Raw genomic sequence first — 22950 nt, forward strand, 5'->3', positions numbered from 1 at the left:
TGACGCCTGCGAAAACTAACACTGAAGCGTGCCCCCGACACCGAACGGGTGCCGACCGGTCGGTAGGAGTTGACTTCGACTACCCGCCGGTAACAGACTGCTGTTACCGCAAGTAACATGCATGTGTGCCGCTGGAGGGGACGACATGGCCGAGTTCACCATGGAGCTCAACGACGAACAGAAGGAGGTCCGGGACTGGCTGCACGGCTTCGCGGCCGACGTCATCCGCCCCGCGGCCGCCGAATGGGACGAGCGTGAGGAGACTCCCTGGCCGGTCATCCAGGAGGCCGCCAAGGTCGGCATCTACTCGCTGGACTTCTACGCCCAGCAGTACTTCGACGCGACCGGTCTCGGCATCCCCATGGCGATGGAGGAGCTGTTCTGGGGCGACGCCGGCATAGCCCTGTCCATCGTCGGCACCGGCCTCGCCGCCGTCGGCGTCCTCGCCAACGGCACCGAGGAGCAGATCGGCACCTGGATTCCCCAGATGTACGGCGACGCGGACGACGTCAAGGTCGCCGCCTTCTGCTCCTCCGAACCCGACGCCGGCTCCGACGTGGCCTCCATGCGCACCCGGGCCGTGTACGACGAGGCCAAGGACGAGTGGGTGCTCAACGGCACCAAGACCTGGGCGACCAACGGCGGCATCGCCAACGTCCACGTCGTCGTCGCGGTCGTCGACGCCGAGCTCGGTTCCAAGGGACACGCCTCCTTCATCGTCCCGCCGGGGACCCCGGGGCTGTCCCAGGGCCAGAAGTTCAAGAAGCACGGCATCCGCGCCTCGCACACCGCCGAGGTCATCCTCGACAACGTGCGCGTTCCCGGCTCGTGCCTGCTCGGCGGCAAGGAGAAGCTGGACGAGCGGCTGGCCCGGGCGCGGGAGAAGGCCAAGCAGGGCGGGGAGCGGGTGAAGAACGCGGCGATGGCCACCTTCGAGGCGTCCCGGCCCGCGGTCGGAGCCATGGCGGTGGGCACCGCCCGCGCCGCCTACGAGGTCGCCCTCGACTACGCGAAGACGCGCGAGCAGTTCGGCCGGCCGATCATCGACAACCAGGGCGTCGCCTTCCAGCTCGCGGACATGCGCACCTCCATCGACGCGGCCCGGCTGCTGGTGTGGCGCGCGTCCTGGATGGCGGTCAACGGCAAGCCGTTCACGGCCGCCGAGGGGTCGATGTCCAAACTGTTCGCCAGTGAGACGGCCAAGAAGGTCACGGCCGAGGCGATCCAGATCCTCGGCGGCAACGGCTACACGCGGGAGTACCCCGTGGAGCGGATGCACCGGGACGCGGCCATCTACACCATCTTCGAGGGCACGAGCGAGATCCAGCGGCTGGTCATCGCCCGGACCCTCGCCGGTGTGCCGATCCGCTAACGGTGCCTGAGCGGCGTCAGCTGCTCGATGTCGTAGCGCGCCCGTAGCTCCCCGATCGCCGCCTGGTCCGGCGGGCCCCCGCTGCCGAGGATCTCCAGCAGTTCCTCGAAGTATCGCTCGTGGTCGGGCGGCGGGCTCGCCTGGAAGAACATCTTCGCCGGTGTGTCGGTCGGGTTGGCGAACGCGTGCGGGCATCCCGGGGGCACGGCGATCACCGTCCCCGGTGTCGCCCGGACCACCCGGTTGCCCGCGGGGGACTCCCACTTCTGCCAGTGGTCGGGTGTGCGGATGCGGGGCTCGAAGGCAAGCACGTCCAGCTCGCCCTCCAGCACGTAGAACAACTCCTCGCTGCGGGTGTGCACATGGGCGCCGACGTCGAAGCCCGGGGGCACGACCACCTCGAAGGTGGAGGCCGTCCGGGAGTGCGTGCCGGTCACCTTGAAGGTGACACGCTGGGCGGAGGTCTCCATGATCCGGCCGTGGCCGGGTGGGACGAACAGCCCTTCCGTCGCGGTCATCGCCGGCTCACCAGGTCACGGGCAGGGCCTCGGGCACGCAAAGCGGCACGCCCGTCCGGAAGGGCACCTCGTCGGCCGGGACGGCGAGCCGAAGGCCCGGCACGCCGTCCAGGAGCGCGTCGACCAGGAGCTCGGCCGCCATCCGGCCCGGCATACCGCCGGGGTTCAGGTGCGGGCCGAAGCCGAAGAGGACGTGCGCGTCCGGGCCGAAGCCGAAGGGCACGTGCGGGCCGGGGCCGCGGCCGAGGCCGATCGTCTCCGGGTCGCGGTGCGCGGCCGGATACGACACGTGGACCGTGTCGCCCTCGCGGATCCGCACGCCCCGGATCTCCACGTCCTCCCTGGCGACCCGGGCCGGCCCGACCGGTTCGCGGTGGGGGAGCCGGCGCAGCAGTTCCTCGACGGCCCGGGGACGGATCTCCGGTTCGGCGCGCAGCCGTTCGGCGAGTCGGGGCCGGGGCAGCAGGACGTGGAACATCTGGCCGAAGAGGCCGGTGACCGCCTCGCCGCCGGTCTGGAGGAGGACCGCGAACCCGACCGCCTCCTCCAGGGTGACCTCCCCGCGGCCCACGGCGGCGCCGAGCAGGGAGGTGACGTCCTCACCGGTGCCGCCCCCGCGCCGGCCGACGAGGTCGCGGAAGTAGGCTCCCAACTCCCTCCGGGCCTTCAAGCCCGCGTCGGCGCCGTGCGGGGAGGACAGGATCTGCCTGGTCCAGGCGTGCACGCCCTGCCGGTCGGCGGCCGGCCCGCCCATCAGCTCACAGATCACGGCGACCGGGAACGGGCCGAGCACGGCCGCGGTCAGATCAGCGGGCGGGCCGTCCTGGAGCAGCTCGTCGACCAGCTCCGCCAGCATGCACCGGGACCGCTCGCGCACCCGCTCAGCCCCATCCGCCGTGAAGGCGGCGACGGCGCGGCGCAGCCGCGCGTGGTCCGGCTGCTCGGAGGCCCCGGCGGTGCCGCGGGCCGGGGCGGGGCGCGGGCCCGGACGGGTGACCCGCCTGTCCCCGTCGTCCTCGCGGCGGAAGCACGGGTCTCCGGTCACCAGCCGTACGTCGTCGGAGCGGGTGACCAGCCAGGCCCGGCCCCCATCGCCGGGCAGCCCGACGCGGGTGACCGGGCCGTCGGCCATCAGCGCGTGCAGCTCCGGGCCGAGGCCGGCGCCGGACGGGCCCTGCGGGCCCCGGACCGGGGGCGGGCTTTCGGTGATGGTCTCTTCGCTCATGTCACATCGTCTCGTCGGCGCTGTGCCAGCGGCCCAGAGCCATCTCGGCGGTGATACCGGGCCCGAACCCGGCGAGCAGCCCGCGCGCCCCCTGCTCGGCGCCGCCCTCGTCGAACAGCCGGCGCAACGCGTCCAGGACGACGGCGCTGGCGATGTTGCCGTACTCGGTGAGGGTGGCCCGGCTGAACCGGAAGGCGTGCGGCTCGACCCGCAGAAAGGTGCTGAGGTCGTCGAGGATACGGGGGCCGCCCGCGTGGACGATGTAGAAGTCCAGGTCGGAGGCGTCCCACCCGTGCTCCCCGGCGAGGTCCTTCAGCACCGGCGCGAGCGGCTCCATCGTCCCCGGGACCCGCTTGTCCAGCAGGAAGTGGAAGCCGGTCGCCTTCACGTCGTACGTGATCCAGTCCTCGGTCTTGGGGATCAGGTACGAGCCGTTGCGCTCCAGCCGCACGCCCTGGCCGCCGCGGCCACGGACCACCGCGGCGGCGATGCCGTCGCCGAACAGGCCGTTCGACAGCAACGAGCCGACGCCGATGTCGGTGGGCTGGTAGCACAACGAGCAGAACTCGCACGCCACGATCAGCGCGTTGGCCTCCGGGTAGGCCGTGCAGAAGTCGTGGGCCCGGTTGACGGCCGCGCCGCCGCCCGCACAGCCGAGCTGGGCCATCGGCAGCTGCCGGGTCGTCGACTCGAAGCCCATCTCGTTGATCAGCCAGGCCGTGAGCGAGGGCATCATGAAGCCCGTGCACGACACGTAGACGATCAGGTCCACTTCGGTGGTGAGCAGCTCGGCGTCGTCGAGCGCCCGCTGGACGACGGCGGGCACCCGGGCTTTCGCCTCGGCCTCGTACCGCTTGTTGCGGTCCTCGAACCCCGGGTGCCTCAGCGTCTCCTCGACGGGCTGCACGATGTGCCGCGTGCGCACCCCGGTGTTCTCGATCAGACGCAGGGCCAGCGGCAGTTGGGGGTGCCCGGCGTGGCGCTCACGCGCCAGCTCCAGGGTCTCCTCCATCGTGATCACGTGCTCCGGAACGGACACCGAGGGTCTGCACAAAGTCGCCATGAGCCGCGCCTGCTTTCGCCGCCCGGAAGGCCCTGAGCCCCCCGGTCAGAAGTGGGTCACCTCAAGGGGTGGTCCACTCACGATCACCCGCCGGTACGCCGACTTCGCGCGGAGCTACTCCGTACCGGGGACGCCGTGTTCCGAACTCAGGTCGCGGTCCCACTGCTGTGCGCGATGCAGGCCACGTCGATCCGATCGGCCAGCTTCGCCAGCTCGATGGCCAACTCGGCGACCGTGTCCTCGTCCAGACCCGATTCCCCGCCCTCCACGAGCCGCACCCATCGGCCCCCCACCGTCCGCAAGAGCTTGCTGAGGTCCGCGGCAGTCACCTGCAGGGTCCCGCGGTCGTCGACGATCAGAGGCAGAGTCACTTCGCGGTTCACAGACGGGATCGTAGCCCCGCAACACTCACGCACCATGCCAAACAGTGGTGATGTTGCAGAACTCGCGGATTCCGTGCCCGGACAGCTCACGCCCGTAGCCGGACCGCTTCACGCCGCCGAACGGGAACGCCGGGTGGGACGCCGTCATGCCGTTGAAGAACACCCCGCCGGCCTCGAGGTCCCGTACGAAGCGGTCGACCTCCGCCTCGTCCCGCGTCCACACGTTCGAACTCAGCCCGAACGGCGAGTCGTTCGCGATCAGCACGGCCTCGTCCAGGTCGGCCGCCCGGTAGAGCGTGGCGACCGGCCCGAACGCCTCCTCCCGGTGGATCCGCATCTCGCGGGTGATGCCGGCGAGGATCGTGGGCGTGTAGTACCAGCCGGGCCCGTCCGGCCGTTCGCCCCCGCACAGCACCTGTGCGCCGCTGCGCACCGCGTCGTCGACCAGTTCCTCCAGGTCACGCAGTCCCTGCTCACTGGAGAGCGGCCCGACCTCGGTGTCGTCGGCCATGGGGTCGCCGACCTTGAGCGCCTTCATGCCCTCGGCGAACCGTTCGGCGAAGGCGTCGTAGACGTCCGTGTGCACGATGAACCGCTTCGCGGCGATGCAGGACTGCCCGGTGTTCTGCACCCGTGCGGTCACCGCGACCTTCGCCGCCCGGTCGATGTCGGCGGAGGGCATGACGACGAACGGGTCGCTGCCGCCCAGTTCCAGCACCGTCTTCTTGATCATCTCTCCGGCGGTGGAGGCGACCGCACGGCCGGCGGGCTCGCTGCCGGTGAGCGTGGCGGCCTTGACGCGCTCGTCGCGCAGGATCTCGTCGACCGCGGCGGACCCGATCAGCAGGGTCTGGAAGGTGCCCTCCGTGAAGCCCGCGCGGTGGAAGAGGTCCTCCAGGTAGAGGGCGGTCTGCGGGACGTTCGAGGCGTGCTTGAGCAGGCCCACGTTGCCCGCCATCAGCGCCGGCGCGGCGAACCGGACCACCTGCCACAGCGGGAAGTTCCACGGCATCACCGCGAGCACCGGACCGAGCGGCCGGTAGCGCACCCGTACGCGGGAGGCGCCGGAGTCCTTCACGTCGGAGTCGGCGGGCTCCTCGTCGGCGAGCAGTTCCTCGGCGTGGTCGGCGTACCAGCGCATCGCCTTGGCGCACTTCGCCGCCTCGGCCCGGGCCTGCTGGATCGGCTTGCCCATCTCGGTGGTCATCACGCGGGCGATGTCCTGCTGGTCCTCCTCGAGGAGGTCGGCGGCCCGGTGCAGCAGCCGGGCCCGCTCGTCGAAGGCCGTCGTCCGGTACGTGCGGAACGTGGCCTCCGCGAGCTGGAGCCGGCGCTCGATCTCCTGCTCGTCCATGGCCTCGTACGTCTTGAGCGTCTCGCCGTTCGCCGGGTTCACCGTTGCGATGGGCATGGCCGACCTCCCTCGGAGCGGGCTGTGTCTCGACCTTCCCGCGCGGCGGAGGGGACCGCAACGCGGGAGTGTCTCCTCATCGGAGCGAGTGCTCCGCCAGCCGGTCGAGAAACGCCGCCTGTGCCTTGACGATCACCGCGCGGGCCCCATCGAGGCCGAACCAGGCCACCCGGTCCACTTCGGGGAACTCCTGGAGCCGTCCCGACTTCGGCGGCCACTCCATCAGGAAGGTGCCCGGTGTGATCGTCGCCGGGTCGAGGTCCGCCCGGACCGCCCAGGCCGTGACGACCTTGCCGCCTGTCTGCCGGACCTCGCCGAGGTCGATGGGCTCGCCGTCCGGCGGGGGCAGCCCCAGTTCCTCCTGGAACTCGCGGCGGGCGGCATCCCAGCCGGGCTCGTCCGGCTCGTACTCGCCCTTGACCACCGTCCACGCCCCGGCGTCGCGACGGGCGAAGAAGGGGCCGCCCATATGGCCGAGCAGCACTTCGACACCGTCGTCGGCGGTGCGGAAGAGCAGCAGGCCGGCGCTGCGCTTCACGGCCTCACCTCCGGGTGCGCGGCGAGCAGCGTCTCGACCGTGTCGGCGTCCTCGGGGCGTTTGTCCTCCCGGTAGCGGACCACCCGGGCGAAGCGGAGCGTGACACCGGCCGGGTAGCGGGTGGAGCGCTGCAAGCCGTCGTAGGCGATCTCGACGACCAGTTCCGGGCGGACCCTCACCACGTAGTCGTCGGTCTCGACGGCGAGCTGCTGGAGGCGTTCGGTCTGCCAGGTGAGCATCGCGTCGGTCATGCCCTTGAAGGTCTTGCCGAGCATGGCGAGGCCGCCGTCGGCGGCGCGGGCGCCCAGGTGGAGATTGGACAGCTTGCCGGTGCGGCGGCCGTGCCCCCACTCGGCGGCCAGGACGACCAGGTCGAGGGTGTGGACGGGCTTCACCTTCAGCCAGGAGGCCCCGCGCCGGCCCGCGCTGTAGGGGGCGTCGAGCGCCTTGGCGACGACGCCCTCGTGGCCGCGCTTCAGCGTCTCGGCGAGGAACTCCTCCGCCGTGGGCGTGTCCCCGGGCCCTGACACCGGCGTGCGCCGCACCCGCATCGGCTCGGGCACCAGCCGGGCCAGCTCGGCGTGCCGCTCGGCGAAGGGCAGGTCCAGCAGGTCATGGCCGTCGACGGACAGCGCGTCGAAGAAGACGGGGGAGACCGGCACCGCGCGGGCGGCCGTCGCCACGTCCGTGCGGGAGCCGACGCGGCCGGCGGTCTCCTGGAACGAGCGGGGGCGCCCGCCCTCGTCGAACGAGATCACCTCACCGTCCAGGATGAACCGCTCGCCCCGCAACTCCAGCACGGCGGAGGCCACTTCGGGCAGGCGGTCGGTGATGTCGTCGAGGGTGCGGGTGTAGAGCCGCACGGTGTCGCCGTCCCGGTGCACCTGGACGCGGATGCCGTCCAGCTTCTCCTCGACCGCGCAGGCACCCAGCTTGTCCACCGCCTCGGCCACCGAGGAGGCGCTGTGCGCCAGCATCGGCAGCACCGGGCGGCCGACGGTCAGACGGAAGCGCTCCAGGGCGGCCGGGCCGTCCGCGAGCAGCGCCTCGGCCACAGCCTGGAGGGAGCCGGCGAGCATCACGGCCCGCCGCACGTCCGCGGGCGGGGCGCCGGTCGCCTGGGCCAGCCCCTCCACCGCCACCGCGTCCAGGGCGCCCTGGCGGACCTCGCCGGTGAGCAGCCCGAGCAGGAACCGCTGCTCGTCCTCGGTGGCGGCGCCCATCAACGCGCCGACCAGCCGGGTCCGTTCCGCCTGGGAGCCCGGGCCGGACACCTTGGCGAGTTCGGCCAGCCGGGCATCGACCTCCCGCACGGTCAGGCCCGGCTCCGCCGCCGGGGCGACCGGGCGGCTCAGCACCTTCCAGCCGACGCCGATCCGTCCCTGCGGCAGCCGTCCCGCCAGGTACGGGATGACGATCGGCACGTCCTCCGCCTCGGCGTCCCGGAAGAGCTCCGCGAGCAGAACCGTCTTGCGGGACCGCGCCGAGGTGGCGGCGACCTCCCGGGACACTCGGGCCAGCCGGTGCAGCAGCATGCAGCCATGGTGCACCGGAGGCGGTGCGTCTACACCCCGGCGGTCGTGTCGGGGCCGGTCGTCGAGGGGCCCCGGCGGCGTCCCGCTGCCCCGCGGGGCGACGGGGTGGGCCCTGACGGTGTGCCGACGCATCCACGGGGCGACCGCGCGGGCCCGCGGGCGGTATGCCGGGTCCTGTACGGCCGGGCGGCACGCCAAAACCTCTATGCCCGGGCGGCACGCCGAAGCCTCTACGCCCGAGCCGCATGCCGACTCCTCTACGCCCGGGCGGCCGCGTCGAGATCGGTCATCAGCAGGTCCCCGACGATGGCCGACGCCGCCCGGTAGCCGCCGCTCGCCGCGTGCACCACCTGCTCGGCGAAGCCGATCGCGTTGCCCGCGGCCCACACGCCCGGCACGGTCGTCAGCCCGGTCGGATCGACCACCGGGTACGCGCCGAACGGCGTCTCGTGCAGCTCGGCACCCAGCCGCTCCAGCAGGCCGGTCTGCGGAACGGCCCGTGGGGCGAGGAACAGCACAGAGCGGGGGTGCGTCGTACCGTCGGCGAGCCGGACACCGGTGAGCCGGTCGCCCTCGACCACCAGCCCCGCGACCTCCCCGGGCACCACCTCCACCCCGGCCGCGGCGAGCCGGCGCAGATCCTCGTCGGACAGCTCCTCCTCGGCGACGGTGTGCAGGAAGAGCCGCACGTCCTTCGACCACTGGGACACCATCAGCGCCTGGTGCACACTCGCCGCACTGGTGGCCAGCACCCCGAACGGCCGGTCGCGCACCTCCCAGCCGTGGCAGAACGGGCAGTGCAGCACGTCCCGGCCGAACCGCTCGGCGACTCCGGCGACCGCCGGCAGCTCGTCCCTCAGCCCGGTCGCGACGACCAGCCGCCGGGCCCGCACGGTCCGGCCACCGGCCAGCACCACCGTGAAGTCCCCGTCCTTCTCCACCCCCACCACCCGGTCCCGCACGAGCTCCACGCCGTAGCGGGCGATCTCTTCCCGGCCGGCCTTCAGGAACTCGGCGGGCGGCATGCCGTCCCGTGTCAGATAGCCCTGCATGTGGGCGGCGGGCGCGTTGCGCGGCTCACCCGCGTCGACCACCAGCGTGCGGTGCCGGGCCCGCCCCAGCACCAGCGCCGCGGACAGACCCGCCGCGCCCCCGCCGACGACGACCACTGCGTACTTCTCGGTCATGTGACCACCTCCGCTGCCGAGCGTCGCCCCGGCCCTGCGGTATTGACAAACAACTTTGCCGAACCTGCAATACGACCATGACGACGGACGAGGTACTCGCGGGCGTCGGCCCCCGGCTGCGGCAGATGCGAAAGGACCGGGAGGTGACCCTGGCGGCGCTCTCCGAGACCACCGGCATCTCCGTCAGCACCCTCTCGCGGCTGGAGTCCGGCCTGCGTAAACCCAGTCTCGAACTGCTGCTGCCCATCGCGCGCGCCCACCGGGTGGCGCTGGACGAGCTGGTCGGCGCCCCGTCGGCCGGTGATCCGCGAGTACGGTCCAAGCCGATCGTGATGGGCGGCCGCACCCACTGGCCGCTCACCCGTCAGCCCGGCGGCCTGCAGGCCTACAAGGTCCTCGAACCGAAGCGCAGGCAGGAGCCGGACCTCCGGACCCACGAGGGCTACGAGTGGCTGTACGTGCTGTCCGGGAGGCTGCGCCTGGTGCTGGGCGAACACGACGTCGTGCTCACGGCGGGGGAGGCCGCGGAGTTCGACACCCGGGTGCCGCACTGGTTCGGGTCGACGGGGGAGGGGCCGGTGGAGTTCCTGAGCCTGTTCGGGCCGCAGGGTGAGCGGATGCACGTGCGGGCGCGGCCGAAGGGCGCGTGACGTACCCGGCGGGACTTTGCCCGGAGACTGTTCCCTGATCGGCAAGCGACCGCTTAGTATGCGAAGCGACCCCGGTCAGACGAAGCAGTCCCCCGTGGAGGCCCCGCATGCAGGCATGGCAAGTGCACGAGAACGGCGAGCCGGGCGAGGTGATGCGGCTCCAGGACATCGAGCCGCCCGCTCCCGGCGACGGCCAGGTCCTGCTGAAGGTGCGCGCGGCCAACGTCAACTTCCCGGACGCCCTGCTGTGCCGCGGCCAGTACCAGGTCAGGCCCCCGCTGCCGTTCACCCCGGGCGTGGAGATCTGCGGCGAGACCGAGGACGGCCGCCGCGTGATCGCCAACCCGGCCCTGCCGCACGGCGGCTTCGCCGAGTACGCCGTAGCGGACGCCGCCGCGCTGCTGCCCGCGCCGGACGCCCTCGACGACGCCGAGGCCGCGGCCCTGCACATCGGCTACCAGACCGGCTGGTTCGGTCTGCACCGCCGGGCCGGTCTGGAGGCCGGCGAGACCCTGCTCGTCCACGCTGCCGCTGGAGGGGTCGGCAGCGCGGCCGTGCAGCTCGGGAAGGCCGCCGGCGCCACCGTCATCGGTGTCGTCGGCGGCTCCGCGAAGGCGGCCGTCGCCCGCGAGCTGGGCTGCGACGTCGTGATCGACCGGCGCTCCGAGGACGTCGTCGCCGCCGTCAAGGAGGCCACCGGTGGCCGGGGCGCCGACGTGATCTACGACCCGGTCGGCGGCGAGGCCTACACCCAGTCCACCAAGGTCGTCGCCTTCGAGGGACGCATCGTGGTCGTCGGCTTCGCCGGCGGCACCATCCCCAGCCCGGCCCTGAACCACGCCCTGGTGAAGAACTACTCGATCCTGGGCCTCCACTGGGGCCTGTACAACACCAAGAACCCCAAGCTGGTCCAGCACTGCCACGAGCAGCTCACCGAGCTGGCCGCCCGGGGCGCGATCAAGCCGCTGGTCAGCGAGCGCGTGCCGCTCGGCTCGGCGGCCGCCGCCGTGCAGAAAGTGGCGGACGGTCTGAGCACCGGCCGGATCGCGGTCGTCATGGAGGAGGCGGCATGACCGGCATCGAGGAACTGCGTCGCCGCACCCACGAGTTGCTGGCCGCCCATCCACCGGCCTCCACGGACCGTCTGGACTTCCTGCGGGCCCGCTTCGACGCCGGGCTCGCCTGGGTGCATTACCCGGAGGGCCTCGGCGGACTCGGCGCCCCACGCTCCCTCCAGGCAGTCGTGGACGCCGAGTTGGAGGCCGCTGGGGCGCCCGACAACGACCCGCGGCGCATCGGCATCGGCCTCGGCATGGCCGCGCCGACGATCCTGCAGTACGGCACCGAGGACCAGAAGCGGCGCTACCTCCGGCCGCTGTGGACGGGCGAGGAGGTCTGGTGCCAGCTGTTCAGCGAGCCGGGCGCCGGGTCCGACCTCGCCGCGCTGGGCACCCGCGCCGTGCGTGAGGGCGACGGCTGGCTGGTCAACGGGCAGAAGGTCTGGACGTCCAGCGCCCACGTGGCTCGCTGGGCGATCCTCATCGCCCGCACCGACCCGGAGGTGCCCAAGCACCGGGGCATCACCTATTTCGTGTGCGACATGACCGACCCCGGCGTCGAGGTGCGGCCGCTGCGGCAGATCACCGGCGAGGCCGAGTTCAACGAGGTGTTCCTCACCGACGTCCGCATCCCGGATTCGCGTCGTCTCGGCGCGGTCGGCGAGGGCTGGAAGGTCGCGCAGACCACCCTGAACAACGAGCGCGTGGCCATCGGCGGCATGCGGCTGCCCCGTGAGGGCGGCATGATCGGCCCGGTCTCGAAGACCTGGCGTGAACGGCCCGGGCTGCGCACCCACGACCTGCACCAGCGGCTGCTGAAGCTCTGGGTGGAGTCCGAGGTGTCCCGCCTCACCGCGGAGCGGCTGCGCCAGCAGCTCGTGGCCGGCCAGCCCGGCCCCGAGGGCGCCGGCATGAAGCTTGCCTTCGCCCGCCTCAACCAGGAGATCAGCGGCCTGGAGGTGGAACTCCTCGGTGAGGAGGGCCTGCTGTACGACGACTGGACCATGCGGCGCCCGGAGCTCGTCGACTTCACCGGCCGCGACGCCGGCTACCGCTATCTGCGCTCCAAGGGCAACAGCATCGAGGGCGGGACCAGCGAGGTCCTGCTGAACATCGTCGCCGAGCGGGTCCTCGGCCTGCCCGCCGAGCCGCGCACCGACAAGGACGTCGCCTGGAAGGACCTCGCCCGATGAGCGACCTGTTGTACTCGGAAGAGGAAGACGCGCTGCGCGCCGCCGTCCGCGACCTGCTCACCGACCACTGCGACGCACCCGGCGTCATCGCCCGCACCGAGTCGGACACCCCCCACCACCTGGCCCTGTGGAAGGCCCTCACCGACGGCATGGGTCTCGCCGGCCTGCTGGTGCCCGAGGAACTCGACGGCCAGGGCGCCACCCACCGCGAAGCCGCCGTGGTGCTGGAGGAACTGGGACGCGCGGTCGCGCCCGTGCCGTACCTGACGAGCGCGGTCGTCGCCACCGAGGCCCTGCTGGCCTGCGGCGCCGACGACCTGCTGCGCGCCCTCGCGGCCGGGACGGCCATCGGCGCCCTCGCGGTCGCCCTCAACGTCGCGCCGGGCGCCGCCTACAAGGCCGTCCGGCACGAGGACGGCCTGCTGCACGGCGAACTCACCGGCATCGCGGACGCGGCCGTGGCGGACGTGCTGCTCGTGCCGGCCGACGACGGCGGTCTGTACGCGGTCGACGCCGGCGCCGCGACCGTCACGCCCCAGACCTCCCTGGACCTGACGCGGCCGCTCGCCACCGTCACCCTCGACGGTGCGCCGGGCCGGCTGCTGGGCGACGCCGAACCCGCCGTACGCCGCGCCCTGCGCGCCGGGGCCGGGCTGCTCGCCTCCGAGCAGTTCGGCCTGGCCGAGTGGACGCTGACGGAGACCGTCCGCTACCTGAAGGAACGCAAGCAGTTCAACCGGCCCGTAGGCGGCTTCCAGGCCCTCAAGCACCGGCTGGCCCAGCTGTGGCTGGAGGTCGTCAACACCCGCGCGGCCGCCCGCAACGCCGCCGACGCCCTGGCGACCGGCGAGGACGTCGACGTGGCCGTCACCGTCGCCCAGGCGTACGCGGCACCGGTCGCCGTGCACGCCGCCGAGGAGGCGGTGCAACTGCACGCCGGCATCGGCATGACCTGGGAGCACCCCGCGCACCTCTACCTCAAGCGTGCCAAGGCCGACTCGATCGCCTACGGCACGCCCGGCGCCCACCGGGAGGCCCTGGCCGCACTGGTCGACCTCCCAGCCCCCTGACGTCCGTCCCGTCAACTCCGGGAGGCGCACCGGGAAACCCCGGAAGGACCCGTCCCAGCAGGGGCGGGTCTTTTCCGTGCGCCCCGGGCGGTGACGTGAACGCGGGGCGGCGGTCCGGCCAACTACCCGTCTGAACCTGCCTCTTGAGCCCGTTGGGACCCATACTCGCAGGGTCCCGTACGGCATCTCCAGGGAGGCAGAGCATGGCCCTCACCACCCGTCGCACGGCCCTCACCACCCTCGGCGCGGCCCTGGCGGGCTCGATCGCCCTGCCCGCCGCACCCGCGGCGGCGGGCGAACGCGCGCACCGGCCCCGGCCGTTGTGGCGCGCCCACGCCCACAACGACTACGAGCACCCACGCCCGCTGTTCGACGCCCTCGACCACCGCTTCGGCAGCGTCGAGGCCGACATCCACCTCGTGGGCGACCGTCTCCTCGTCGCCCACGACCCCCAGGATCTCGACCCGTCCCGCACCCTGGAGGCCCTCTATCTCGACCCGCTCGCCGCCCGCGTCCGTGCCCATCACGGCTCGGTGTACCGGGGGCGCCGCGGCTCGCTGCAGCTGCTCATCGACATCAAGACGGAGGGCGCCGCGACCTACCGCGAACTCGACCGCCACCTCCGGCGATACGGGCACCTGTTCACCACCTGTGCGCGCGGCTGCGTCGTCCGCGGTCCGGTCACCGCCGTCGTCTCAGGCGATCGCGCCGCCCGCGCGCCCATGGAGGCCCAGACCGTCCGGCGCGCCTTCTACGACGGTCGTCTCACCGACCTCGGCGGCCCGGCGCCCGCCTCGTTCATCCCGTTGATCAGCGACAACTGGGTGCTCAACTTCACCTGGCAGGGCGTCGGCCCCTTCCCTGACGCGGAGCGGCAGAAGCTGCGGGGCATCGTCAGGGCCGCCCACGCACGCGGACAGAGGGTGCGGTTCTGGGCCACCCCCGACCTGCCGGGGCCCGCCCGCGATGCGCTGTGGGGTGAACTCCTCGCCGCCGGCGTCGACCACCTCAACACCGACGACCTCGCCGGCCTGGAGGCGTTCCTCGACGCCCGGCGGACCGCTTAGCGCGGCAGCGGGACACCACACGTTCGGCGGACAGGTCAGCCGCCCGGACGAACCCTCTACTACGCCACACTTACGGCCGAACACCGTGAACCGGACGTGGCGGTGTGGCGGAGGAGTTGACGATGGCCATTTCCATCTCTGTGGTGCTGCTGCTCACGATCCTTGCGGTGATCTTCCTGCGCAACGGCGGACTGAAGATCTCCCACGCGCTGGTCTGCCTGCTGCTCGGCTTCTCCCTGGCGAGCACCAGCATCGCCCCCACCATCAACAGCGGGCTCACCGCGACCGCGGAGATCGTCAGCGGCCTGCGGCCCTGAGATCACCGCGAGAACACGCCGATGCCGTTCGCCACGGGCCGTTCGGCACCGCCACTGGGGTGGTTGCGCACGAACACGCTGCTCGCGCCGGACTTCCGCGCGACCAGGGTCGACGAACCGCCGCCGTCCAGGCTGAAGGCGTCCCGCGCACCCAGGTCCCGCAGCGTGCCGGCGACTTCGGCGATGGTGAGGCCGCTGCGGTAGGCGGGGGCGCCGTCCAGGGCGAGCAGCACCAGGCAGCGCCCGTCGTCGGCGATCCCCACGGCCGTACGGACGGCCGACGTCGTGTTGTCGAGCCCCGGCAGCGGCTGTCCGCCCGAGAGCACCGGATAGCCGCCGAGAGCGAACCGGTACGCGACGCCGTCCGCCGCCACCAGCTCGTGCTCGACCTCCACCGCCTCGCCGGTGGAGAACTTGCGCAGCTGCTGGGCACCCGCCTCACGCCCGACCAGCACGGTGGTCCCCGCGGCGACGGGGCCGCTGCCCGGGGTGTCGGCAGCCGAGACGACCTTGCCGTGGCGGACCGTCACCTCGTAGGTGTCCGTGCTGCACGGCGCGGCACGGTCCGTGTCCGTGCCGCACGTGGCGCGCACCCGGGACGCACTGCCCCACGCGTGGGTGAAGGCACCGACCGAACCCACCGGCAGCGCGTACTGGTTGAGTCCGCCGAGCGGCAGCCGCGTCTCGGCCGTACGGACCGAACCGGCCAGCGTCAGCCGGTCCAGCCGCGCCCGTCCGTCGGCGCCGACGCCCAACACGTCCTCGGTGGTCGTGCCGGCCGGCAACGCCGGCCCGAAGCGCTGTCCGTTCGGCACGGCAGCCTTGAGCGTCCGCCCGGACGCGATCGCCGGACCCACACTCGCTCCGGTCGCCTCGACGCCCGGGTGCTGCGTCTCGGTGATGTTGAAGAAGTCACCGTTGACACCGGCGACCGCGCCCCGGGTGTTCGCCATCGCCGAGACCGTCGCGCGCGAGGCCACGGCCCCCGGGTACAGCAGATCGACGCGTACCCGCGGGTTGCCGAGGTCCACCCTCAGCACATGCGCGTGCGTCACCCCCTTCGCCGCCTTGATGTCGAACTCCTCGTACGTCACGCCCGGAGCGACCCGTCCGCCCTTCTGGACGGCGCCGGCCGGAGCCGCCCCGACCAGTGCCGCGCCGGTCAGTGCCCCGAACGCCGTGAGGAACGCCAGTACCGCTCTGCCCGCTCCCCCTGGTCTGCGACGACCTGTCACCGCGCCCCCTGATGCCTCGTCAAAAGTCGGGAACCTCAGAGGCAGTGCACCAGACCGCGGGGTCCGGCAGGGCGGCTGCGCGCGCACTACGCGGGAACGGCTGAAAATACGCAACCCGTCCGGGTGCTTCAGCCGTCGCCCGTTCCGGTGCCGAACGGCGTGGTGTACGCCGGCGTGTGGTCGATCGGCAGACCGGGCCGCCACAGGGTGAGGGCCTGCGCGCTGCACACGAACAGCTGCTCCGGCAGGCGGTCCAGGGCGAACCACCGCCAGCGGCCCACGCGCTCCCCGGGCTGGTCCGACGGCTCACCCCGCCAGGCGGTGACCCGGGCGGCCACGGTCATACGGACGACACCGCCCGCGTCGTCCAGCAGCGTCCCGAGCAGCCGGACGTCCCCGGGCCGCGCCGCGAGCCCCGTCTCCTCGCCGAGCTCGCGGACCACCGTCCCCCGCAACGACTCTCCGGGCTCCACCGTCCCGCCGGGCAGCTCCCACGTACCTCGCCGGTGCCGGCCCAGAAGCAGCCCCCGTGGTCCGAACACGATGGCGCCGACTCCGAGCGCGGCGTGCGCGAGCGGCGGCTTGTCGACCCGCGGCCGGGAGGAGACCCGGACGGGCCGGGTGACCCGGAAGAGCCGGTAGGAGGCCCTGTTGCCGTCCTCCGGGGTGTCGAGGACGTCGATCCCCTCCACGCGCAGCCCGTACTCGGTCAGCAGCTCCGTCCAGAGTTCCGGGGTGAGCACCCACATGTGGACCGTGACCGCACCACCGCCGGCCAGCCACAGGGTCTCCGGCCGGGCCGCGACCCGGTCCGACGGCCCGTCACCCCGCCTGTTGGAGTGCAGCACGGTGAAGCAGAGCGTGCCACCCGGCCGGAGCGCCCCGGCGAGGGCGGGCAGCAGCCGGTGCGGATCGACGTACGGAACGGCGTTGACGGAGTAGACGACGTCGTACGGCTCTGCCGAGCGCAGGTGCTCCACCGCGTCGGCGAGGACCAGCCGCAGCCCGGGCAGCGAGCCGTGGCGGGCACGGGCTCGTTCGTACTGCCCGGCCGAGGCGTCGACCGCGTCCACCAGCGCCCCGTGGGCCCCGGCCAGATGAGCGGCGTGCCGGGCCGGACCGCAACCGAGGTCCAGCACCCGTCGGCCCGTCAGCTCCCCGAGGATCTCGCACCCCGGCCCGCCGCCCTCGAACCCCCAGTCGATCCGCGTCGCCTCGGGCGGCTTCGTGCCCCGTCGCAGATGGTGTGTCCCGTACGCGTCCCAGACCTCGGCGTTGACCGCCTCCGGTGCTTCTCCCAAGGCTCAGCCGCCCGCCACGGCGTCACGCGGCAGCACCGTGACCCGGTGGAAGTTGCACCCGGCGAGCCGCGGCCCGTCCTCGTCGGCGGCGGGCGGTGTCTGGTGGGCCTTGAGGGCGATGCTCACCAGACTCAGCAGCAGGTCGACGTCCGCCTCGCAGTCGAGGTGGACCGTCACCCAGGACGATCCGGGCACCAGATGGATCGCGCTCGAACCGGCGAGGTCGTAGTGGAAGCGCTGCACGGCCCGGCGGGTGAGATGGAGGTCCACGTCCCGTGCGGAGTGGAAGTGGACGATCTCGTCACGGACGGAACGGAGCGCCCTTCCGGTGCCGCAACTCGCCGGGCCCGCCATCAGGTCGGGCCAGGCCTGCAGGCGCTCCAGGGCGCGCTGGGCCAGAGTCATGGCCCCATCGTCGCCTGCTCACCGGTCCGCAACCAGAGGTTGAGCGATTCGTAACCGGGACGTGAGGTGGATCAAGGGGACCACCGGGCACGCGGGCGGACGTGAAGAGCGCGTTTCTCAGGCGGCCTTGACGAGTCTGAGGTACCGCTTCCAGTCCCAGTGCCGGCCCGGGTCGGTGTGGTCGCTGCCCGGCACCTCGTGGTGACCGATGATGTGCGCGCGGTTCCTCGGGATGTCGTACCGCCGGCAGATCTCCGCGGTCAGCCGGGCCGACCGCTCGTACATCACGTCGGTGAAGTACCCGGGCCGATCCACCCAGCCTTCGTGCTCGATGCCGATGCTGCGGGTGTTGTAGTCCCAGTTGCCCGCGTGCCAGGCGATGTCGGACTCGCGCACGCACTGCGCGACGCGCCCGTCGGAGGAACGCACCACGTAGTGCGCGGACACCTTCATCCCCGGGTTGCGGAAGACGGACAGCGTGCCGGCGTACGTCGTCTGCGCCACGTGGATGATCACGTAGCGCAGCGGATGGGCGCGTGGCCGGTTCGACGGCGTGTAGTTGCTGCGGCTCGCCGGTTGCCACGCCGCCCCGGGGTGATCGACGGTCCGGGACCGCGCTTCGGCGCGGGTGCCGGAGAGCAGGGTGGAGGGGAGGGCGGTGAGGGCGGCGCCCGCGAGGATGCCTCGCCTGCTGGGGAAAAGGGTGGTCCGACGCATGACTGTGTGCCTTCCGGGCTCGGTTGAAGGGTGTCTCGTGCTCCATTGCGCGGAGCTGCGGCCGTTGCGGTCCGGGCTCGCGTGATCACGTTATGGCGACTGCCGGTCGGCTGGGAGAAAGCGGCACGAAGCGGTGGACGGGCCCGTGGATGTGGACAACTCCCTCACCCGGTCGGGTGGCCGGGGCACGAGCAGCCTCGGCGGCGACCGTCGGGGCGCGCCGGTTCAGGCTTGCCCGGCGAACGCTCCCGGGTCGTCCAGCACCGCCCGGACCACCGAGTGGGCGGCCCCCAGCAGGGGCCCCTCGGGGCCCAGCCGTGACACGGACACGGGGCACGCCGGGCCTGCCGTACGCCGCGCCAGTTCGTCCCGCAGCGAGGGCAGCAGCCAGGGCGCGAGCCCGGACAGTTCCCCGCCCAGGACCACGCTCTCCGGGTCGAGCAGGTTGACCGCCCCGGTCAGGGCCACGCCGAGTGCCGTACCCGCGTCGCGCAGGGCCCGCCGTACGTCCTCGTCGCCCTCCGCGGCGCGTCCCGCGAGCAGGCCGACCCGGTCCTCGTCCGGTTCCAGACCGGCCGCTCGCAGCACGGCCTCCTCACCGGCGTACTGCTCCAGGCAGCCCCGTCCGCCGCAGGCGCACTCCGGTCCGTCCGGCCGGACGGGCACGTGCCCCAACTCGCCCGCGAATCCGCGGGTGCCGCGCAGCAGCCCGCCGTCCACCACGACCGCCGCGCCGATGCCGATCTCCGCGGAGACGTGCAGGAAGTCGCGGGGGGTGCCGTCACCCAGCCAGAGTTCGGCGAGGGCACCGAAGTTGGCCTCGTTGTCCACGGTCAGCGGGGTGTCCGCCGGCAGCAGCGGGCCGAGGTCGGTGTCGTGCCAGCCGAGGTTCGGGGCGCGCACGACGGTCCGGGCGTCACGCGCCACCAGACCCGGCACGGCCACGGCGAGTCCGGCCGGGTACAGGCCCTCACCCTCCGCCTCGACGACGACCTGCCGGATCAGCTCGGTGAGCTCCGCGAGCACGGGGCGAGGGGAGCGGCCGCGGTTCGCTCCCTGCCGTATCGCCCGCGCCCTGGTCGTGCCGCGCAGGTCGACCGCGCAGACCGCGAGATGGTCGACACCCACCTCCGCGCCGATGCCGGCCGGACCGCGTCCGCTGACGGCGAGTGCGGAACCGGGCCGGCCCACCCGGCCGGGCCGCTCCGGCCCGAGCTCTTCGATAAGGCCGGAGCGGATGAGCTCGTCGACGAGCGTCGAGACCGCTGCCCGGGTCAGGCCGATCCGTGAGGCGACGGCGGCCCGGGACAGCGGCCCCTGCGCACGGACGGCGTGCAGGACGCGGGCGAGGTTGCGGCGGCGCATGCCCTGCTGGGTGTCGGGCAGTGCGCCTCCCGGCCCGGCGGGACGGGCCTCGTGCAGCGGTGCGGTCATGCCTGACGCCAGTCCTCAGTGAGTGTCCGTGGAGCGCTCCAGCAGGGGAGCCGCGTCGGAGAGTACCCCGGAGATCCTGGACAGCGTCTCCTCGTCCCGCTCGACGGCCTCGAGGACCGGCCCGGCCGCCGTGTCCCAGCGGCGCGCGACCGCCGCAGGATCCTCCCCGGTCAGCAGCCCCGCGGCCTGTGCGGCGGCGCCGAGCGCGACCAGTTCTTTGGCCTCGGGCACCTGGATCGGACGGCCCGAGAGCCGCCGCACGGTCTGCTGCCAAGCGGTGCCCCGGGCGCCACCGCCGATCAGCAGCAGCGGTTCCGAGGGGTCCGCGTCCTCGTCGAGGACCAGGTCGAGCGCCCCGAGCAGGGAGTGCACGGCACCGTCGTAGGCGGCCTGGAGCAGCTGCCCGGCGGTCGTGTCGTGCCGCAGGCCGTGCAGCAGGCCGGAGGCGTGCGGCAGGTTCGGGGTGCGTTCGCCGTCCAGGTAGGGCAGGAGTGTCACGGCCGTGCCGGGCTCCACGGCCTCGCGGTCCAGCCCCAGCAGCGCCGCGACGCGGTCGACGGCGAGCGTGCAGTTCAGGGTGCAGGCCAGGGGCAGCCAGTCGCCGTGGGCGTCGGCGAAACCCGCCACCGTGCCGCTCGGGTCGGCGGGCCGCCGCCGCGAGACCGCGTACACCGTGCCGGAGGTGCCGAGGCTCATGACCGGAACACCGGGACGGACCCCGAGGCCCATCGCGGCGGCGGCGTTGTCGCCGGTGCCGGGCGCGACCAGAGTGCCCTTGGAGAACGGCAGATCGTGGCTGTCGCGCACCGTGCCCGCGATCTCGCCGGGCCGGACCACGCGCGGCAGCAGGGCCGGGTCGAGCCCCACGTGCGCCAGGATCGCCTCGTCGTAGGACTCCGTCCGGGACGCCCACCAGCCCGTCCCGGAGGCGTCGCCGCGGTCCGTCGTGCCCTGCCCGGTGAGCCGCTCGGTGAGGTAGTCATGGGGGAGGCGCACGGCCTTGACGGTCCGGACGGCCTCGGGTTCGTGCTCGGTCAGCCAGGCCCATTTGGTGACCGTGAAGGAGGCGGCGGGGACGCTTCCGGTGCGTTCCGCCCAGATCTTCGCTCCCCCCAGCTCCTCCGTCAGCCGGCGGGCCTGCGGTGCCGAACGCACGTCGTTCCACAGCAGGGCGGGCCGCACCGGCTCGCCCCGGCCGTCCAGGGTGACGAGGCCGTGCTGCTGCCCGCCGACCGACACCGCTGCGGCCTCGTGCGCCGCATCCCCGCACTGGCGCAGGGCCTCGCACAGCGCGTCCCACCACTCGCGCGGATCGCTCTCTCGCCCGGCCCCCGAGGAGACCGTGTGTGGCGCCTGGCCGCTCGCGACCACCCGGCCGGTGGACGCGTCGACGACCAGCGCCTTGGTGGACTGGGTGGACGAGTCCACACCGACGACGAGCGGACCCTCGGCTGCTGACATCGGGCTTCTCCCTATCGCGCGCGGGCACGTGACTCCGTTCGGAGGCACCTTGTCTCTTCCCAGAGAGGTGCCCGCATACTAATTTGTAAATCGGCATGACGAAATAGCCCAGCGAGCAAGGAGCCGCGGAATGAGCTTCCAGCCCACCCCCGAGGACAGGTTCACCTTCGGCCTGTGGACCGTCGGCTGGCAGGGACGGGATCCCTTCGGCGACGCCACGCGGCGTGCCCTCGACCCGGTCGAGACGGTCCAGCGCCTGGCCGAGCTGGGCGCCCACGGCGTCACCTTCCACGACGACGACCTGATCCCGTTCGGCTCGAGCGACACCGAACGCGAGAACCACATCAAGCGATTCCGGCAGGCACTGGACGCCACGGGCATGAAGGTCCCGATGGCCACCACCAACCTCTTCACGCACCCGGTCTTCAAGGACGGCGCGTTCACGGCCAACGACCGCGACGTGCGCCGCTACGCCCTGCGCAAGACCATCCGCAACATCGACCTCGCCGTCGAGCTCGGCGCCCAGGTGTACGTGGCCTGGGGCGGCCGTGAGGGAGCCGAGTCGGGCGCCGCCAAGGACGTCCGTGCGGCCCTGGACCGGATGAAGGAGGCCTTCGACCTGCTCGGCGAGTACGTCACCTCCCAGGGCTACGACCTGCGCTTCGCCATCGAGCCCAAGCCGAACGAGCCGCGCGGCGACATCCTGCTGCCGACCGTGGGCCACGCCCTGGCGTTCATCGAGCGCCTGGAGCGCCCGGAGCTGTACGGCGTGAACCCCGAGGTGGGCCACGAGCAGATGGCCGGGCTGAACTTCCCGCACGGCATCGCTCAGGCCCTGTGGGCGGGCAAGCTGTTCCACATCGACCTCAACGGCCAGTCCGGCATCAAGTACGACCAGGACCTGCGCTTCGGCGCCGGTGACCTGCGCGCCGCGTTCTGGCTGGTCGACCTGCTGGAGTCGGCCGGGTACACCGGACCGCGCCACTTCGACTTCAAGCCGCCGCGCACCGAGGACCTCGACGGAGTCTGGGCCTCGGCGGCCGGCTGCATGCGCAACTACCTCATCCTCAAGGAGCGCGCCGCTTCCTTCCGTGCCGATCCGGAGGTGCAGGAGGCGCTGCGCGCGGCCCGTCTGGACGAGCTGGCCCAGCCCACCGCGGCGGACGGCCTCCAGGCGCTGCTCGCCGACCGGTCGGCGTTCGAGTCGTTCGACGTGGAGGCGGCCGCCGCGCGCGGCATGGCGTTCGAGCGCCTGGACCAGCTGGCCATGGACCACCTGCTGGGGGCACGCGGCTGAGCCACGCGCGTGCGGGCCCCTCGGCCGGCCGCTCCGGCCGGCCGAGGGGCCCGTCGTGCTGCGGAATCATGCGATCCACGCCCTGATTCCGCATCAGCTTCCGTGCGCCTCTCCCGGGCCGGGCGGTTCGCGGCGACCCTGTTCGGTATGGCCCTGCCGCCCGTACCGCCCCACCCGCCCGGGCCACCCCGGCGCCGAAACCCGTTGCTCATCCTGCTCGCCGTGCTCGTGGCCGTGGCAGCCGTGTCACTCGTGGTGCTCATGGCCTCGGACAGGGGCGACTCGTCGGACGAGAGGCCGTCCGGCGACAGCACGAACCGCACACCCGCGCCGTCCTTCGGCATCCCTACGGAGCTGCCCTCCAGGCTGCCGAGCGAGCTGCCGACCCGGTTGCCGTCGGGCTTCCCGACCCGGCTGCCGAGGGGTCTGCCGAGTGATCTGCCGAGCGGCCTCGAATCGCTCGTCCCATCCCTGGATCCCGGCGAGCTGCTGCCCTGAGGCCGTCTCCGGCGA

The 22950-nt window shown here is 72.8% G+C and carries 22 protein-coding genes and 1 pseudogene; 9 read left to right on the plus strand and 14 right to left on the minus strand.

The window, feature by feature from the left end; genetic code table 11:
- Nucleotides 1-145 precede the first annotated feature (145 nt).
- Nucleotides 146-1372, plus strand: coding sequence for an acyl-CoA dehydrogenase family protein (locus AB0937_RS16620; protein WP_366712404.1), 1227 nt, complete (start codon nucleotides 146-148; stop codon nucleotides 1370-1372).
- Here AB0937_RS16620 and AB0937_RS16625 read toward each other — a convergent pair.
- The 8 genes and pseudogenes from AB0937_RS16625 to AB0937_RS16660 all read right to left on the minus strand — a co-directional run bounded on the left by AB0937_RS16625 (nucleotide 1369) and on the right by AB0937_RS16660 (nucleotide 9232).
- Nucleotides 1369-1890, minus strand: a complete 522-nt coding sequence (locus AB0937_RS16625) for a cupin domain-containing protein (RefSeq protein WP_366712405.1) — start codon at nucleotides 1888-1890, stop codon at nucleotides 1369-1371. The two genes, AB0937_RS16620 and AB0937_RS16625, sit on opposite strands and share 4 nt — an antisense overlap.
- Before the next feature lie 7 nt (nucleotides 1891-1897).
- Nucleotides 1898-3115, minus strand: coding sequence for a cytochrome P450 (locus tag AB0937_RS16630; protein WP_366712407.1), 1218 nt, complete (start codon nucleotides 3113-3115; stop codon nucleotides 1898-1900).
- A gap of 1 nt (nucleotide 3116) precedes the next feature.
- Nucleotides 3117-4184 (minus strand): annotated as a pseudogene (locus AB0937_RS16635) (type III polyketide synthase); the annotation flags it as partial.
- Between the two features lie 140 nt (nucleotides 4185-4324).
- Nucleotides 4325-4561, minus strand: coding sequence for a DUF6213 family protein (locus AB0937_RS16640; protein ID WP_366712409.1), 237 nt, complete (start codon nucleotides 4559-4561; stop codon nucleotides 4325-4327).
- Nucleotides 4562-4586: 25 nt separating this feature from the next.
- Nucleotides 4587-5972, minus strand: a complete 1386-nt coding sequence (locus tag AB0937_RS16645) for an NADP-dependent succinic semialdehyde dehydrogenase (RefSeq protein WP_366712410.1) — start codon at nucleotides 5970-5972, stop codon at nucleotides 4587-4589.
- Nucleotides 5973-6048: 76 nt separating this feature from the next.
- Nucleotides 6049-6510: an NUDIX domain-containing protein gene (locus tag AB0937_RS16650; protein ID WP_366712411.1), complete on the minus strand. Its 462-nt coding sequence runs from the start codon at nucleotides 6508-6510 to the stop codon at nucleotides 6049-6051.
- On the minus strand, nucleotides 6507-8045 hold the full coding sequence (locus AB0937_RS16655; RefSeq protein WP_366712412.1) for an ATP-dependent DNA ligase: 1539 nt from the start codon (nucleotides 8043-8045) through the stop codon (nucleotides 6507-6509). The genes AB0937_RS16650 and AB0937_RS16655 overlap by 4 nt, the downstream gene beginning before the upstream one ends.
- Before the next feature lie 257 nt (nucleotides 8046-8302).
- On the minus strand, nucleotides 8303-9232 hold the full coding sequence (locus tag AB0937_RS16660; protein WP_366712414.1) for an NAD(P)/FAD-dependent oxidoreductase: 930 nt from the start codon (nucleotides 9230-9232) through the stop codon (nucleotides 8303-8305).
- A gap of 77 nt (nucleotides 9233-9309) precedes the next feature.
- On the opposite strand from AB0937_RS16660, the gene AB0937_RS16665 reads away from it, so the two are divergent.
- The 6 genes from AB0937_RS16665 to AB0937_RS16690 all read left to right on the plus strand — a co-directional run bounded on the left by AB0937_RS16665 (nucleotide 9310) and on the right by AB0937_RS16690 (nucleotide 14587).
- The gene (locus AB0937_RS16665) at nucleotides 9310-9882 is read left to right on the plus strand and encodes an XRE family transcriptional regulator (protein WP_366712415.1); all 573 of its coding nucleotides are present in this window, start codon (nucleotides 9310-9312) and stop codon (nucleotides 9880-9882) included.
- Between the two features lie 107 nt (nucleotides 9883-9989).
- Nucleotides 9990-10955: an NADPH:quinone oxidoreductase family protein gene (locus tag AB0937_RS16670; RefSeq protein ID WP_366712417.1), complete on the plus strand. Its 966-nt coding sequence runs from the start codon at nucleotides 9990-9992 to the stop codon at nucleotides 10953-10955.
- Nucleotides 10952-12133 carry an acyl-CoA dehydrogenase family protein gene (locus tag AB0937_RS16675; RefSeq protein ID WP_366712418.1) on the plus strand — a complete coding sequence of 394 codons (1182 nt, stop codon included), beginning with the start codon at nucleotides 10952-10954 and terminating at the stop codon, nucleotides 12131-12133. Before AB0937_RS16670 ends, AB0937_RS16675 begins: the two co-directional genes overlap by 4 nt.
- A complete protein-coding gene (locus AB0937_RS16680; protein WP_366712420.1) occupies nucleotides 12130-13203 on the plus strand; it encodes an acyl-CoA dehydrogenase family protein in 1074 nt (357 codons plus the stop codon). The genes AB0937_RS16675 and AB0937_RS16680 overlap by 4 nt, the downstream gene beginning before the upstream one ends.
- Nucleotides 13204-13406: 203 nt before the next feature.
- Entirely contained in the window at nucleotides 13407-14270 is an 864-nt protein-coding gene (locus AB0937_RS16685; RefSeq protein WP_366712422.1) for a phosphatidylinositol-specific phospholipase C/glycerophosphodiester phosphodiesterase family protein, read from the plus strand.
- Between the two features lie 122 nt (nucleotides 14271-14392).
- Nucleotides 14393-14587: a hypothetical protein gene (locus tag AB0937_RS16690; RefSeq protein WP_366712424.1), complete on the plus strand. Its 195-nt coding sequence runs from the start codon at nucleotides 14393-14395 to the stop codon at nucleotides 14585-14587.
- Nucleotides 14588-14589: 2 nt separating this feature from the next.
- Here the strand turns inward: AB0937_RS16690 and AB0937_RS16695 are convergent, their stop codons facing one another.
- The 6 genes from AB0937_RS16695 to xylB all read right to left on the minus strand — a co-directional run bounded on the left by AB0937_RS16695 (nucleotide 14590) and on the right by xylB (nucleotide 21140).
- A complete protein-coding gene (locus AB0937_RS16695; protein WP_366712425.1) occupies nucleotides 14590-15822 on the minus strand; it encodes a phosphodiester glycosidase family protein in 1233 nt (410 codons plus the stop codon).
- A gap of 128 nt (nucleotides 15823-15950) precedes the next feature.
- Nucleotides 15951-17123: a bifunctional class I SAM-dependent methyltransferase/NUDIX hydrolase gene (locus tag AB0937_RS16700; protein ID WP_366712426.1), complete on the minus strand. Its 1173-nt coding sequence runs from the start codon at nucleotides 17121-17123 to the stop codon at nucleotides 15951-15953.
- A 3-nt stretch (nucleotides 17124-17126) separates the two neighbouring features.
- Nucleotides 17127-17528 carry a luciferase family protein gene (locus AB0937_RS16705; protein ID WP_366712427.1) on the minus strand — a complete coding sequence of 134 codons (402 nt, stop codon included), beginning with the start codon at nucleotides 17526-17528 and terminating at the stop codon, nucleotides 17127-17129.
- A gap of 117 nt (nucleotides 17529-17645) precedes the next feature.
- A complete protein-coding gene (locus tag AB0937_RS16710; protein WP_366712429.1) occupies nucleotides 17646-18245 on the minus strand; it encodes an N-acetylmuramoyl-L-alanine amidase in 600 nt (199 codons plus the stop codon).
- Nucleotides 18246-18470: 225 nt separating this feature from the next.
- Nucleotides 18471-19679, minus strand: a complete 1209-nt coding sequence (locus tag AB0937_RS16715) for an ROK family transcriptional regulator (protein ID WP_366712430.1) — start codon at nucleotides 19677-19679, stop codon at nucleotides 18471-18473.
- Between the two features lie 15 nt (nucleotides 19680-19694).
- A complete protein-coding gene (gene xylB / locus AB0937_RS16720; RefSeq protein WP_366712431.1) occupies nucleotides 19695-21140 on the minus strand; it encodes a xylulokinase in 1446 nt (481 codons plus the stop codon).
- Nucleotides 21141-21270: 130 nt separating this feature from the next.
- Here xylB and xylA point away from each other — a divergent pair, with 130 nt between their 5' ends.
- Nucleotides 21271-22437 carry a xylose isomerase gene (gene xylA / locus AB0937_RS16725; protein WP_366712432.1) on the plus strand — a complete coding sequence of 389 codons (1167 nt, stop codon included), beginning with the start codon at nucleotides 21271-21273 and terminating at the stop codon, nucleotides 22435-22437.
- A 147-nt stretch (nucleotides 22438-22584) separates the two neighbouring features.
- Complete coding sequence (locus AB0937_RS16730; RefSeq protein WP_366712434.1) at nucleotides 22585-22935, plus strand: hypothetical protein; 351 nt, start codon at nucleotides 22585-22587, stop codon at nucleotides 22933-22935.
- Nucleotides 22936-22950: the final 15 nt, after the last annotated feature.

This window comes from Streptomyces sp. NPDC047880 (assembly GCF_040706515.1).
Classification (GTDB): domain Bacteria; phylum Actinomycetota; class Actinomycetes; order Streptomycetales; family Streptomycetaceae; genus Streptomyces.